This is a genomic window from Ostreiculturibacter nitratireducens (assembly GCF_032670585.1).
GTDB classification, from domain to species: domain Bacteria; phylum Pseudomonadota; class Alphaproteobacteria; order Rhodobacterales; family Rhodobacteraceae; genus Ostreiculturibacter; species Ostreiculturibacter nitratireducens.
This window is the reverse complement of sequence record NZ_JAVQHL010000001.1, coordinates 15,249-28,209: the sequence shown is the minus strand read 5'-3', so window position 1 is coordinate 28,209 and position 12,961 is coordinate 15,249. Positions and strand designations below refer to the sequence as shown.

Annotated in this window: 9 protein-coding genes and 2 tRNA genes; all 11 read right to left on the bottom strand. The window is 66.5% G+C overall.

From position 1 onward, the window contains the following. Positions 1-30 precede the first annotated feature (30 nt). Positions 31-107: transfer RNA gene (locus ABCN56_RS00150), tRNA-Asp, on the bottom strand. A 32-nt stretch (positions 108-139) separates the two neighbouring features. Further along, a tRNA-Asp gene (locus ABCN56_RS00145) sits at positions 140-216 on the bottom strand. 87 nt (positions 217-303) lie between these two features. Next, positions 304-1,677 carry a cytochrome P450 gene (locus tag ABCN56_RS00140; protein WP_343078752.1) on the bottom strand — a complete coding sequence of 458 codons (1,374 nt, stop codon included), beginning with the start codon at positions 1,675-1,677 and terminating at the stop codon, positions 304-306. Then, positions 1,674-2,906: a hypothetical protein gene (locus tag ABCN56_RS00135; RefSeq protein ID WP_343078751.1), complete on the bottom strand. Its 1,233-nt coding sequence runs from the start codon at positions 2,904-2,906 to the stop codon at positions 1,674-1,676. The genes ABCN56_RS00140 and ABCN56_RS00135 overlap by 4 nt, the downstream gene beginning before the upstream one ends. Before the next feature lie 103 nt (positions 2,907-3,009). Continuing rightward, positions 3,010-3,765 (bottom strand): cytochrome c biogenesis CcdA family protein, encoded by a 756-nt coding sequence (locus tag ABCN56_RS00130; protein WP_343078750.1) that lies wholly within the window; start codon positions 3,763-3,765, stop codon positions 3,010-3,012. 205 nt (positions 3,766-3,970) lie between these two features. Further along, on the bottom strand, positions 3,971-6,700 hold the full coding sequence (locus ABCN56_RS00125; protein ID WP_343078749.1) for an Rne/Rng family ribonuclease: 2,730 nt from the start codon (positions 6,698-6,700) through the stop codon (positions 3,971-3,973). A 495-nt stretch (positions 6,701-7,195) separates the two neighbouring features. Continuing rightward, entirely contained in the window at positions 7,196-8,527 is a 1,332-nt protein-coding gene (locus tag ABCN56_RS00120) for a sigma-54-dependent transcriptional regulator (RefSeq protein ID WP_343078748.1), read from the bottom strand. A gap of 22 nt (positions 8,528-8,549) precedes the next feature. After that, positions 8,550-10,277: a sensor histidine kinase gene (locus ABCN56_RS00115; RefSeq protein ID WP_425466078.1), complete on the bottom strand. Its 1,728-nt coding sequence runs from the start codon at positions 10,275-10,277 to the stop codon at positions 8,550-8,552. 87 nt (positions 10,278-10,364) lie between these two features. After that, entirely contained in the window at positions 10,365-11,033 is a 669-nt protein-coding gene (purQ, locus tag ABCN56_RS00110; protein WP_343078747.1) for a phosphoribosylformylglycinamidine synthase subunit PurQ, read from the bottom strand. A gap of 171 nt (positions 11,034-11,204) precedes the next feature. Continuing rightward, entirely contained in the window at positions 11,205-12,509 is a 1,305-nt protein-coding gene (locus tag ABCN56_RS00105; RefSeq protein WP_343078746.1) for an NAD(P)H-dependent oxidoreductase, read from the bottom strand. 141 nt (positions 12,510-12,650) lie between these two features. Then, the gene (gene purS / locus ABCN56_RS00100) at positions 12,651-12,890 is read right to left on the bottom strand and encodes a phosphoribosylformylglycinamidine synthase subunit PurS (RefSeq protein WP_343078745.1); all 240 of its coding nucleotides are present in this window, start codon (positions 12,888-12,890) and stop codon (positions 12,651-12,653) included. Positions 12,891-12,961: the final 71 nt, after the last annotated feature.

Here is a 12,961-nt window from a genome sequence, read left to right as displayed (position 1 = left end):
CGTGGCCACGAATTCGGAACTGAGGCGAAATGGCGCGGTTGACGGGGCTCGAACCCGCGACCCCCGGCGTGACAGGCCGGTACTCTAACCGACTGAGCTACAACCGCGCATTGGGGCGCTCTCGGGCGATCCGGAGTGGTGGCGCGGTTGACGGGGCTCGAACCCGCGACCCCCGGCGTGACAGGCCGGTACTCTAACCGACTGAGCTACAACCGCGTGTCCACCCGCCCGGATCGCCGCCCGAGCGTGGGCGTGTAATATGCATGGCCGCGCCCCGCGTCAAGCGCTCCTGACCGGGAATCGTCACGGCAATTGCACACGCGGTTCCAGACGCAGCCAGATACCGTCCTTCGCGCGCACCGTGAGATGCGCGACCGGCACCGGAATTCGCTCTTCGACCGGCAATAGACGGAACGCGCGGGCGATCATCGCCAGAAGAAGCGGCCCTTCCACCATCGCGAAACCCGCCCCGGGACAGACGCGCTGGCCGGTCGAGAACGGGATATACGCGCTGCGAAGACACTCCCTCCCGTTTGCCGTGGCAAAGCGAGATGGATCGAATTCGTCCGCACGGTCCCACAGCCTTTCGTGGCGATGAAGGTGCCAGGGGCTCAGAACGACCTGTGCGCCGGGCGCCACGTCGCGATCGCGGAATCGCTCGGCCCGCGTCGTCTCGCGTACCATCATCGGGACGGGGGGATAGAGACGCAGCGCCTCGCGGAAAACGTCACGCGCCGCCTTCAGCCGCCCGATCGCCGAGAAATCGACAGCCCCCTCCCCGACCACCGAGTCGGCTTCCGCCGCGATACGCTCCTGCCATTCTGCGCTTGTCGCCAGCAGGTAAAGAGACCAGGCCAGCGCCGAGGCGGAGGTTTCGTGCCCCGCGAGGAAGAAGATCGCGACCTGATCTACCATCTCGGCCGTGTCGAAGCGCCGCCCGGTCACCGGATCCTCGGTCACCATGATCTTCGTGGCGAGATCCGCTGGCGCGGTCCCGGCCCGAATCTCCTCCATCCGCGCCTCGGTGAGCCGGGTGATCAGCGATCGGATGCGCCGCGCCGTCGCCCTCGTCTTCCGGGAATGGAATCGCGGGAACCAGCGCGGCAGCGGCAGGAACGCCGCGAGGTTCAGGATCGGCTGCGCGCGCTGGTGTTCGCGGAAGGCCTCGAACACCGCGCCCGCCACCTCATGCTCGATCGGAATCGAAAAGAGTGTGCGGAAGATCACGTCCGCCGCCGCATGACTCGTTTCCGCTTCGATTTCTATCGGCCCCTGCCCCGCCCGCTCCGCAAGACGCGCGACAGCCGCTTCCCCCGCCGCCAGCATCGCCGGGAACGTTCCCCTGAGCCGCCCCCCCTCAAAAGCCGGGTCGATGATCCGCCGCTGCCGCTTCCACGTCTCGCCGTTCGTGACGAAGACGGAATTGCCGAGAAGCGGCAATAGCCCCTCCCGAATCCGGTTCGATTTCGGGAAGTCGTCCGGCCGCTCCTTCAGAACCAGGTCCACCAGCGCCGGGTCGTTGCAGAGGTATGACCGGAAGAAGGGCGTGCGAAACTCGGCCATCCATGCCCGGTAGAGCCGCGCAGGCTGGGCCGACAGGATATCGGTCCGGAACAGCCGCAAATAGCGCAGCAGAGACACCCTGTCGGGCCGGGAAGGCGGCTTGGGCGGGGTCATGCGACGTCCCTGTAGCCGCTCATCGGCGTCTCGATCCGGCTCTTCGACGGGTCCCGCCGCCGGAATCGTTCCGCGAGCGTCAACGGCCCCGCGGTGATGCGGAAGTAGTCGTAGTCGCCGGGACGGTCGAAAGCGCACAGATACTGGAAGTGCAGCCGGAAGAACCGCCACCGCAGTTCCTTCCAGCGCGCCGGGGACAGCGTTTGCGTGAAGGCGGCCGAAATGACCAGGGGCCAGCGCTTGCCGGGCGGGGCGACGCCCGTCACGCTCACCGGATCACAGAGAGCGAAGGCGCAGCCATCGCCCGGCGCCGTGACGTCGACCCAGGTCAGTTCCTCCCGCGCCGAGAGATAGGCAAGGTCCGCCCTGAGCCTCCGCGCGCGGGGCAGGAACGCCACCATCGGCACGACCTGCCCCAGAGACAGGAATCCCAGCGCCGGCCTGCCCTCAGGCACGCCTCCCGCCCGGATCAGGTCCGCCAATACCGACACGGCCAGATGCGCGCCGGAGGAATGCCCCACGACGAGAACCTCGTCCCAATCCTCCCGCATCGCCCTTGCGACGGTTTCCCGGAACGCGCCCAGCCGGACCTCCAGCTCCGCCGGATAGGCCCCCCATGCCTGTGCCCCATGGGCGTAGTCATGCATGAGATAGTAGGCGTAGATGCGGCCGTCGATACGACGGAACCACGCGAGCATCGCAAACGCGACGGCGATGCCGCTCCCCCAGCCAATCCAGTTGGCCATTGCGGGCGCCGCCGCCGAGAACGCCTGCGCGGCGACGGCTCCGGCCGCCCAGCCGAGCAGCAGCGCGGCAACCAGCTCCACGGTGAGCGCCACGACCGGGTAAAGTGCCGCAATCGTCGGACCCTTCCGCAGACGGGCCACGCGGAACAGAACACCGGACCTCAGATAGACCCATGCCGTACGCGCAAGCTGCGCATAGGTCGCCGGGATCGAATGTCCCATCGAGGCCCGCACGATGTCGGACCAGACCAGCACCTCGACATCGGCCTCGACAGCGTTTCCATCCATGGACGCCGTGACGTGCCAGCCATAAGGGCCCTCGCCCTGCTTCGACCTGAGCGAAAGCTCGTATCCCGATATGGCGGCCTGCGCCGCGCCTTCCTTGCGGTAGAGTTCCCGGTAACGGCGCGGATGGAACGGGTCGTAGCCGGGGACGTAGAACACCCGCCGCCGCCAGACCCGCCCTGTCGCACCGTCACTCATGCCGACATCTTCCTGGCACTCTATCGTTTGCCGGAGGTAAAGATCCTCTCACCCGCCAAGGACCTCAATGCCCCCGGCAGGGACGGATGCGCAAGGCGAAAGCTCAACCCAATAGCGCAAGCGACGGGAAGGTCTCGAGGAGCCAGTAGGACAGGCTCGACAGAGCGCCCGTCAGGAGCGCCAAGCCCACCAGGATCAGAAGCGTCCCCATCGCCTTCTCGATGAGCCCCATGTGCCGCTTCAGCCGCGACATGAGCCCCATCGCGCGATCTATGAACAGGGCCGCGAGAAGGAAGGGAATGCCGAGGCCGATCGCATAGACGGCCAGAAGCGCCGTGCCGCGCGTCAGGCTCGCCTCATTCGCGGCGAGAGAGAGAATTGCGCCCAGCTGCGGTCCGATGCAGGGCGTCCAGCCGAAGGCGAAAGCGAGGCCGAGCACATATGCCCCAAGCGCCGATCCGCCGCGGTCACCCGCGTCGAGGCGCGCCTCGCGGTCGAGGATCGGAATGCGGATCACATGCACGAAATGCAGGCCAAGGATGATGACGACCACCCCGGCGATGCGGCTGAACCATTCCTGATTCTGCAGAAAGAACCGCCCGAAGGCAGAGGCCGTGAATCCGAGGAACAGGAACACCGTCGACAGCCCCAGCACGAAGAACAGAGCCGGCAGAATCGCACGGCGCCGCGCGGCCATGCCGCCCTCCGTGAGTTCGCCCATGCCGATCCCGCCCATGTAGGCGATGTAGGGCGGCACGATCGGCAGAACGCAGGGCGACAGGAACGACAAGATGCCCGCGACAAGCGCCACGAACGCAGCGGGCAGGAAGGCGGCGTCGATGATCTCAATTCCGAACATGTAGCGTGACTTAGCCGATCCTCCGCGCGCCGTCACGCACAGGCTTCAGCGCAACGGTCACAAGCGCGTTGACGCTGCGCGAGCCGCGCCCTGATCCTTGAAGGTCTGGGATTCCAGAGAAAGTTGTCCGCTTCCCGCGCCCGCCCCACAAGGCAAAGGCCGGGCTCTGAAGCCCGGCCTTTCCGATTTCCGTCCGAAGTGCGCCTCAGCGGCCGAGCGACCACCAGCCGCGCTTCTTCGGCTTCGAATCATCCTGCGCCTCACCCACCGTCTCCGCCTCAGGATCCGGGACTGCTTGCGTCTCGTCCGCCGGCTCGGGCCTCGGCATCGGCACTATGGCCGTTTCCGCAGCCGCTTCGACCACCGCCGGCTCCGCCGCAACTTCCTCCTTGGCCGGCGCAGATTCCGGGGCCGGAGCTTCCGGCGCGGCAGGAGCCTCTTCACTGGCTACGGGCTCTTCCTTGGCCGCAGGCTTCTCCTTGGCCGTGGATTTCCGCGCGCGCGTACGCTTCTTGGGCGCCTCTTCGGGGGCCTTCTCGACCGCTTCCTCGGCGGGTTCCGCCTTCTTCGGGGCCCGCCGGCTGCGCGACGGCTTCTTCGGAGCCTCGGCCTCGGCTTCGGCCGGTTCCGCGGCCTTTGCAGCCTCTTCACCTTCCGCAGCTTCCGCGGGCTCCGCGACTTCGGCCTTCGGCTTACGTTTCCGGCTGCGTGAACGCTTCTTCGGTTCGGCTTCCTCGGCGGCCTCCACCTCGGCTTCGCCGGCTTCCGCCTCTACGGCTTCCTCACCGGCCTCTTCGCCTTCCGCTTCAGCCTCGGCCCCGACCTGTTCACCGCCACGCTCGCCGCCGCGGCGCCGCCGACGACGCCGACGCTTCTTCTTGCGCGGCTGATCGCCTTCGCCCTCGGCCTTGGCCTCGGTGGCCTGCGCCTCTTCGGCTTCCTCTTCGGTTTCCTCGACCAGGTCTTCCTCGTCGATCTCCGCCATCAGCGCGGCATCAGCGGACACGACGGGGGTCGACACCTCCGGCACGTTCCGGGTCGCCGTCTTGAACTTGTCGATCGCGTAATCCGGGCTGATCAGCGACGGATCGGCCTCGATCCGAACCGACATGCCGTAACGCGCCTCGATCCCGGCGATGTGCTCGCGCTTCTGGTTCATCAGGAAGTTGACGATCGCGACCGGGGCGCGCAGCAGAACCTCGCGCGACCGCTTCCGCGTGCCTTCTTCCTCGATCTGGCGCAGGATCGACAGTGCCATGCTGTCGTCCGAACGCACAACCCCGGTGCCGTGGCAATGCGCGCAGGGCTGCGTCGTCGATTCGATCATCCCCGGCCGCAGACGCTGGCGGCTCATCTCCAGAAGGCCAAAGCCCGAGATGCGGCCGACCTGGATCCGCGCGCGATCGGTCTTCAGCTTTTCCTTCAGGCGCTTCTCGACGGCAGCGTTGTTCTTGCGCTCCTCCATGTCGATGAAGTCGATGACGATGAGGCCCGCGAGGTCGCGCAGGCGGAGTTGCCGCGCCACTTCCTCGGCCGCCTCGAGGTTCGTCTTGAGTGCCGTGTCCTCGATCGAGCCTTCCTTCGTGGCCCGGCCGGAGTTCACGTCGATCGCCACGAGAGCCTCGGTCACGCCGATCACGATGTAACCGCCGGACTTCAGCTGCACGACCGGGTTGAACATTCCGGCGAGGTAGCTTTCCACCTGGTAGCGGGCGAACAAGGGCAGCGGATCGGTGTAGAGCTTCACGTTGCGGGCATGCGAGGGCATGATCATCCGCATGAAGTCCTTGGCCGCGCGATAGCCCTTCTCGCCCTCGACGAGGACCTCGTCGATGTCGCGGTTGTAGAGGTCACGGATCGACCGCTTGATCAGGTCGCCTTCCTCGTAGATCGGCGCGGGCGCGATCGACTTGAGCGTCAGATCGCGGATCTGCTCCCAAAGCCGCATCAGGTATTCGTAGTCGCGCTTGATCTCGGTCTTGGTGCGCTGGCTTCCCGCGGTGCGGATGATGAGCCCCGCGCCTTCCGGAACCTCGAGTTCGGAGGCGATTTCCTTCAGCTTCTTGCGGTCCGCCGCGTTGGTGATCTTGCGGCTGATCCCGCCACCGCGCGCGGTGTTGGGCATCAGGACGCAATAGCGTCCGGCGAGCGACAGGTAGGTCGTCAGCGCCGCGCCCTTGGTGCCGCGCTCTTCCTTCACGACCTGGACCAGCATGATCTGCCGGACCTTGATCACTTCCTGGATCTTGTACTTGCGCGGACGCGGCTTGCGGGGCTGGCGGATTTCCTCCGACACGTCCTCATCGGCGACGGACTCGATTTCCTCGTCCGTCTCGGATGCGTGGTCCGCGGCCACGTAGGGGGCCTCGTTTTCCGAGCGCTCCTCTTCCTTCGCCTCGGCTACTTCCGCTGCGGTCGCTTCGTCTTCCTTGGCGGGCGCCTCTTCGGCCTTCGCCTCGGGCACGCCTTCCTCGGTGGAGGCTTCGGCCTCCTCCTCCAGATCGACGACGGTCATTCCCGGGATATCGGCCTCGGCCTTGACGACCTCGTCCTTGTCGGCGGCCTTCTCGGCCTTCGCCTCGCCGCTCCGACGCCGCGAGGACCGGCGCGACCGCCCACCCCCTTCTTCGGCCTCGAGGGACTCGGCATAGGCGCGCTCCTCCTCCAGAAGCGCCTTTCGGTCCGCGACCGGGATCTGGTAGTAGTCCGGATGGATTTCCGAGAAGGCGAGGAAGCCGTGGCGGTTTCCGCCGTAGTCCACGAAGGCGGCCTGAAGCGAGGGCTCGACCCTCGTGACCTTTGCCAGATAGATGTTTCCTGCGAGTTGCCGTTTGTTTACGGTCTCAAAGTCGAATTCCTCGACCTTGTTGCCGTCAACCACCACGACGCGGGTCTCCTCCGCGTGGGTGGCATCGATAAGCATCTTCTTTGCCATTGAGTTCTTTCCGCAGACCGGAACAGGTGCGGGCCCGGCGGGCGGGCACAAGTTGCAGACTGCATAGCTGAGGCGAGACGCGGCGCGGCACAGGAAGGCGTGGCGGCCAAAGGCCTGCCGACATCCCGTCCGAAATCTTTCGCAAACGTCATCGCGTTACTTCCAAAGACGCCTCGCGGCGCCCGTCCAAAAAGCCCCTTTCCGGTAACGGTCGGGGGCAAACTTTCGGCCTTTCGGCCAATTCTGCCTGCGGAGACGGCGGCGGACTTAAATTGGCCCGAACACGCGCGTCACAACAGCGAAACTGGTGGGTCGGCGGCGCGCCAGGCGCGCCTGAGCCGATATTGGCCGACATTAGCGGCGAAGGCACCGGAATGACAATGGCCATTTTCCGGCCACCGCAAACAACGCGGGCGGAAACGGGCGAACGGTCATGGCGCGCCCCGGCAGCAGCCGCCAGATTTCCCGCAGGACTTCAGCGGCCTGCCTGACCCGTCAGAGATAGTCAGACCGTTGAAGACCGTACTTGGCCATCTTCTCGTTGAGCGTGCGCCTCGGCAGGCACAGTTCCTCCATCACCGCGCTGATCGAGCCCTTGTGCCGGCGCATCGTGTTGTCGATCAGCATCTTCTCGAAGCTCTCCACGTATTCCTTCAGAGGCTTGCCCTCCGTCGTCATCGTGGGCCCCGTCTCTTCGTTGTCGGCCATGAGGAGCGATGCGATCGACCCCGAGCCCCGGCGGTTCTGCAGGACCGCACGCTCGGCCACGTTGATCAGCTGCCGCACGTTTCCGGGCCAGGGCGCCTGCAGTAGCTGCGCCGCCTCCTGCGCGGTCACCTGCGGAGCATCGCAGCCGTATTCCTCCGCGAACTGCTCCACCATCCGGTTGAAGAGCACGAGGATATCCTCGCCGCGCGACCGGAGCGGCGGCAGGGTGATCTTCAGAGCGGCGAGGCGGTAGTAGAGGTCCGGGCGCAGCGCGTCCTCGACTGTGCGGCCCTCGCCATGCTCGTTGCAGATCCCGATGATCCGCGTCTCTGCGGGCGTCCCCTGTTCGTTGATGAAGGTCAGGAGCCGCGCCTGAAGGGAATGGCTCAGCGCCTCGATATCCTCGAGCACAAGCGTGCCGCCGCGCGCTTCCTCGACGAGAGGGATCTGCCCTCCCTCCTCCATCGGGCCGAAGATCCGGCGCGCCAGAACGTCCTCGGAATAGGCCGCGCAGCTTACTACCACGAACCGCTTGCCCGCCCGAGGACCAACCGCGTGAAGCGCATGGGCCACGAGCGTCTTGCCCGTGCCGGTCTCGCCGTCGATGAGCACATGGCCATCGGCCTGGCCGAGATCGAGGATATCCTCGCGCAGCCGCTCCATCGCAGGCGAGGCGCCGATCAGCTTCTTCATGATGCCCGACCCGTCGGACAGCTCCCGCCGGAGAGCGCGGTTGTCGAGCGTCATGCGGCGCGACTGCGTGGCGCGCTTGGCAAGCTCCGTCATCCGGTCGGGGTTGAACGGCTTCTCGAGGAAGTCGTAGGCGCCGACGCGCATCGCCTCCACCGCCATCGGCACATCGCCATGTCCGGTGATCATGATTACCGGAAGGCCCGAATCCATGCTCATCAGCTTCTTGAGAAAGGCCATGCCGTCCATGCCCGGCATCTTGATGTCCGAGACGACGACACCGGGCCAGTCGGGTCCGATCGCCTTGAGGGCCTCTTCGGCCGAAGCGTAGGTTTCGGTATCGAACCCGGAAAGGGCCAGCCACTGGCTGATCGACTGGCGCATGTCCTGTTCGTCGTCGACGATCGCCACCTTCATAGCACGTGCCATAGCGTTGCCGCCTCCTTCAGTCTCATTCCGCGGCGCGGACCTCGGCCCCGAGGATCGGAAGCTGAACCTCGAACACCGCGCCGCCCTCGGCCGCGTTTCGTGCCGTAAGACGACCGCCCAAGTCGTTGACGATGCCGGAAGAGATGGCAAGGCCAAGCCCCACGCCGTCGCCGGGTTTCTTGGTCGTGTAGAAGGGCTCGAAGAGGTTATCGAGATCCTCGATCCCGTGTCCGTTGTCCCGGACCGTCAGTGTCGCGGTCTCACCCTTCGACAAGAGGATGTCGATCTGCGGCGCCTCGCTTTTCGACGTCGCATCGAGCGCGTTCCTGAGAAGGTTGATGATGACCTGCTCAAGCCGGATCCTGTCGGCCATCACCATGACCTTCTCGCGCGGAAGCGTCCGTGTGATCTTCACCGTCCGCGCCCGAAGCTGCGGCTCCATCATGGACAAAGCCGTGGAAACACAAGCCTTTACGTCGACAGGTTCAAACGCCTCGCCACCTTTTCTCGCGTAGCTCTTGAGCTGCCGGGTGATCGCGCCCATGCGTTCGATCAGGTCGTCGATGCGCTGGAACGAGGACAGCGCCTCCTCCCCCCGCTTGCGCTGCAGCAGAAGCCGCGCGCCCGCCAGATAGGTCTTCATCGCCGCGAGCGGCTGGTTCAACTCGTGGCTGACCGCCGCGGACATCTCGCCCAGAACGGCGAGTTTCGAGGACTGCGCGAGCGTCTGTTCCGCCACGGCGAGGTCCTTCTGGACCTTTTCGCGCTCGGCGATTTCCCGCTGGAGACGGGCGTTCAGCTGGCGCAGTTCCGCCGACTCCCTCTGGAACAGCACCGACTGCAGCCGGGCGCGGCGGGACAGGATGTAGAACGCCCCCGCCAGCAGGATCGCGAATCCCATGATCTCGAGTGCGAGAACGGCATTCACGCGCTCGCGGATCGAATCGTAAGTCGTGAAGCTCACGAGCCGCCAGCCGCGGAACGGAATCCGCGCCTCGTTCTTCATGACGGCCTCACCCGACAGGTAGGCATCCGGCGGGTGGTTCGCCCAGTCGGCCGTGACCTGGAAGGCCCGCTCGATCGCCGAGGGCGCGGAGCGCACGGCAAGCGCCTCCGCCATCGTCAGACCGCGCCAGCGCGGCTCCGTCGCGAGAATGATCTTCCCCTCGCTGTCGAGCACCGCGACGGCATCCGAAATCCCCGCCCAGCTCCTCTCGAGCTTGGCGAGTTCGACCCCCACGACAATGACGCCGATCAGCCGGTTTTCGGACAGGACCGCGCGAGAATACGTGAATTCGTAACCACCGACCTCGCGCTCAGCGACCGTGAAAACGGTGTCGCGGGACCGCTGCGCCTCCACGAAATATGGCTTCGTCCCGTGCATCGTGCCGATCAGATTCCGGTCGGTCGCGGCGACAGTGCGCCCCGACAGGTCCAGAAGCAGGATCGACGCCGCGCCGATCTCCTTCTGCGCGGAAATGAGCCGGCCGGACGTGGTCGAGAAATCGCCCGAATTGAGCGAGCCGATCAGAGCCGGGTCTCGCGCCAGCAGCAGCGGCACGACCGAGGTGCGCTGCAGTTCGGACATTATGTTCCCGGTATAGAGCGCAAGCCGCACTTCGGCTCGGTTTCTCACCGTCTCGGTGAACCGCCCGGAAAGCCAGGAATTCGTGACCCAGATCACGGCAAGCGCGGCGAGGACCAGAAACACCAGCAGGGCCCGCATCAGAAGCGGTGTTCGCCCCGTCATCGGAGGGGCCTTGCCAGTGCGGTTCTTCTCGGAGGCTGCCATCGCGTCAATGTAGGCGCGTCGGAAGCCGTCCTCAAGCGCGCCGGCTCAGGCCACGGCCATCGCGGCCATGAGCGAGCGGAAAAGCACCGATCCGTCGGTTCCGCCCTGCGCGGCTTCGACCACACGCTCGGGGTGCGGCATCATGCCGAGCACGCGGCGGTTCTCGCTGAGGACGCCCGCGACGTCGGCCATCGCGCCGTTCGGGTTCTCCACGTAGGTGAAGGCGATACGGTCCTCGCCCTTCAGCCGTGCGAGGCCTTCGGGATCGATCGTGTAGTTGCCGTCGTGATGGGCCACGGGGATGCGCGGCGTATCGCCCTTCTTCCACAGGTTCGTGAAGGCGCTGTCGCTGGTCTCGACCCGGAGATGCAGCGCCTTGCAGACGAACTTCAGCGAGGCGTTGCGCATCAGCGCGCCGGGCAGAAGCCCCGTCTCGGTCAGGATCTGGAAGCCGTTGCAGATGCCCAGCACATAGCCACCCCGCGCCGCATGATCGCGCACCGCGCGGGCGACCGGAGACTGCGCCGCGATCGCGCCGCAGCGCAGGTAATCGCCGAAGGAGAAGCCGCCGGGGACGCCGACGATGTCGATGCCCTTCGGAAGCTCGCCCTCCTTGTGCCAGACGCGGACCACGTCGGCGCCGGCGCGCTCGAAGGCCACGGCGAGGTCGCGGTCGCAGTTCGATCCGGGGAAGGTGATGACGGCGGCTTTCATCTGCAGACTCCATCGGCGGGATTGCCCCGCTCCTAGCGCATCGGCCCGGGACGTTCCAGCCTTGGTTTTCCGTCTTGCGGCGGGAGACGCCTTCAAAGCCGCGAAACCGGGGACGACAGCCACTCCGTGCGAGGCCGTTGCCTCCGCACAACGTCCGCCGCGCGCTCCTGTCTACTCCGCGCGGCCCGCCATCGCCTCGCGGTAGAGCGCGACGGCGGAGTCCTCCTCTATCTCCACATCCGCGAAGGTCACCGCCTGGCCGTCGGCCACGTCGCGGACGAGCTTCACCCGGTGCGCGAGCCCTATGGGCAGCACGTCCGCCTCCGCGCTGACCGCCGCCGGCATGAGACGTCCGTAGACGGTATAGCCGCCCTCCCCGTCCAGAACCTCGCCTGCCTTCAGTCCACGCTTGGAAACGGCGGCGACATTGCCCCGGAACTCGCGCGAGCACCCCGTGGCCTCGCCCCGCAGCGCCGCGCTGAGGACGGATATCGACAGCTCCAGCCCGATCAGGTGGAAAGGCTTGTACATCGACGCGAAGCGGCCTGTCGCGTCGGTAGGCAGCCCGTACTGCCTGAAACAGGCGGCGGCATAGTCGTTCGGCGCCTCCAGCACGACATAGACGCCCCAGCGCAGGTCCCGGAAGACTGGCCGACCGTCACGCTCGATGCTGGAGACGACTTCGACCATGCCCTTGCCCTCGAGCTGTCCACCAAGGTCACGCGGGCGCAAGACATGGGCAAGGTCATCGACACCGCAGGGCGGAAAACCGAGGCCGCCACGCGGGACATTCAGCCCGGTCGCGTTCGCGATCGCCGCCATCTCGATCGCACTCTTCGTGCCGTCGAGGAACGAGTTGAACATCTGCGGGTTCATCCCCGCCTGCGCCGCGGCCTCTGGCGTCAGCCCGTAATGTGTCCAGACATCGTCAGGCGTCACCTTGTGATAGGCTGGAAGGTACTTCGTGCCCTTCCCCGCCGCTGCGACCTTGAACCCCGCAGCCCGCGCCCAGTCGACCATCTCCGCCACCAGCGCCGGCTGGTCTCCATAGGCCATGGAATAGACGACGCCCTCCGCCCTCGCCCGCCGCGCAAGCGCGGGACCGGCCAGAACGTCGGCCTCCACGTTCACCATGACCACGTGCTTGCCCGCCGCGATGGCCGCCTGGGCATGGGCGATGCCCGCGCGCGGGTTGCCGGTGGCCTCGATCACCACGTCCACGTCGTCGCGTTCGGCAAGCGCCGCGCCATCCTCGGTGAAGGCCGTGGCCGCGATCCGCGACTCGTCCCATCCCACCGTCCGGCAGGCCGTCCGCGCCCGGTCTGGATCGAGATCGGCGATCGCCGCGACCTCGAGCCCCGTGATCGTCGGCACCTGGGACAGGAACATCGACCCGAACTTGCCTGCCCCGATCAGCCCCGCGCGCACGGGCCGCCCCGCCTCCGCACGCTCCGCCGCCAACCTCGCCAGATTCATCGCTTTTCTCCCCCTCGGGTTCGAGGGGTGACGCTAGCGCAAGGCGGCCGCCCGGTCTAACCCGAATGCGGAGGCAATCCTGTTTGATTTCAGAGGGTCGGCCGGATCATCAGGCGTGAAGATCCGCGCCTTGCACCCCGCTCAGGCGAGTTCGATCGTGTATTTCTCGATCACCGTGTTGGCGAGCAGCTTCTCGCACATCGCCTTGACCTCGGCCTCGGCCTCCGCGCGATCCGTGGTGGCGAGGTCGATCTCGATCACCTTGCCCTGACGCACGGCCTCGACCCCCGGGAACCCGACGGCACCAAGGGCGTGGCGCACGGCCTCCCCCTGCGGGTCGAGAACGCCGTCCTTCAGCATAACGGTCACGCGGGCTTTCATCGGCTGGCCTCCGGTCCTTAAAGCTGGCGCCCTGTTAGCCCCCCGCTGATGCGGCGGCAAGGGGCGCCGGC

Bases quoted from the DNA above. Each gene is read 5' to 3' on its own strand.
- ABCN56_RS00140 (WP_343078752.1), bottom strand. From the start codon at position 1,677: ATGACCCCGCCCAAGCCGCCTTCCCGGCCCGACAGGGTGTCTCTGCTG.
- ABCN56_RS00135 (WP_343078751.1), bottom strand. From the start codon at position 2,906: ATGAGTGACGGTGCGACAGGGCGGGTCTGGCGGCGGCGGGTGTTCTAC.
- ABCN56_RS00130 (WP_343078750.1), bottom strand. From the start codon at position 3,765: ATGTTCGGAATTGAGATCATCGACGCCGCCTTCCTGCCCGCTGCGTTC.
- ABCN56_RS00125 (WP_343078749.1), bottom strand. From the start codon at position 6,700: ATGGCAAAGAAGATGCTTATCGATGCCACCCACGCGGAGGAGACCCGC.
- ABCN56_RS00120 (WP_343078748.1), bottom strand. From the start codon at position 8,527: ATGGCACGTGCTATGAAGGTGGCGATCGTCGACGACGAACAGGACATG.
- ABCN56_RS00115 (WP_425466078.1), bottom strand. From the start codon at position 10,277: ATGACGGGGCGAACACCGCTTCTGATGCGGGCCCTGCTGGTGTTTCTG.
- purQ (WP_343078747.1), bottom strand. From the start codon at position 11,033: ATGAAAGCCGCCGTCATCACCTTCCCCGGATCGAACTGCGACCGCGAC.
- ABCN56_RS00105 (WP_343078746.1), bottom strand. From the start codon at position 12,509: ATGAATCTGGCGAGGTTGGCGGCGGAGCGTGCGGAGGCGGGGCGGCCC.
- purS (WP_343078745.1), bottom strand. From the start codon at position 12,890: ATGAAAGCCCGCGTGACCGTTATGCTGAAGGACGGCGTTCTCGACCCG.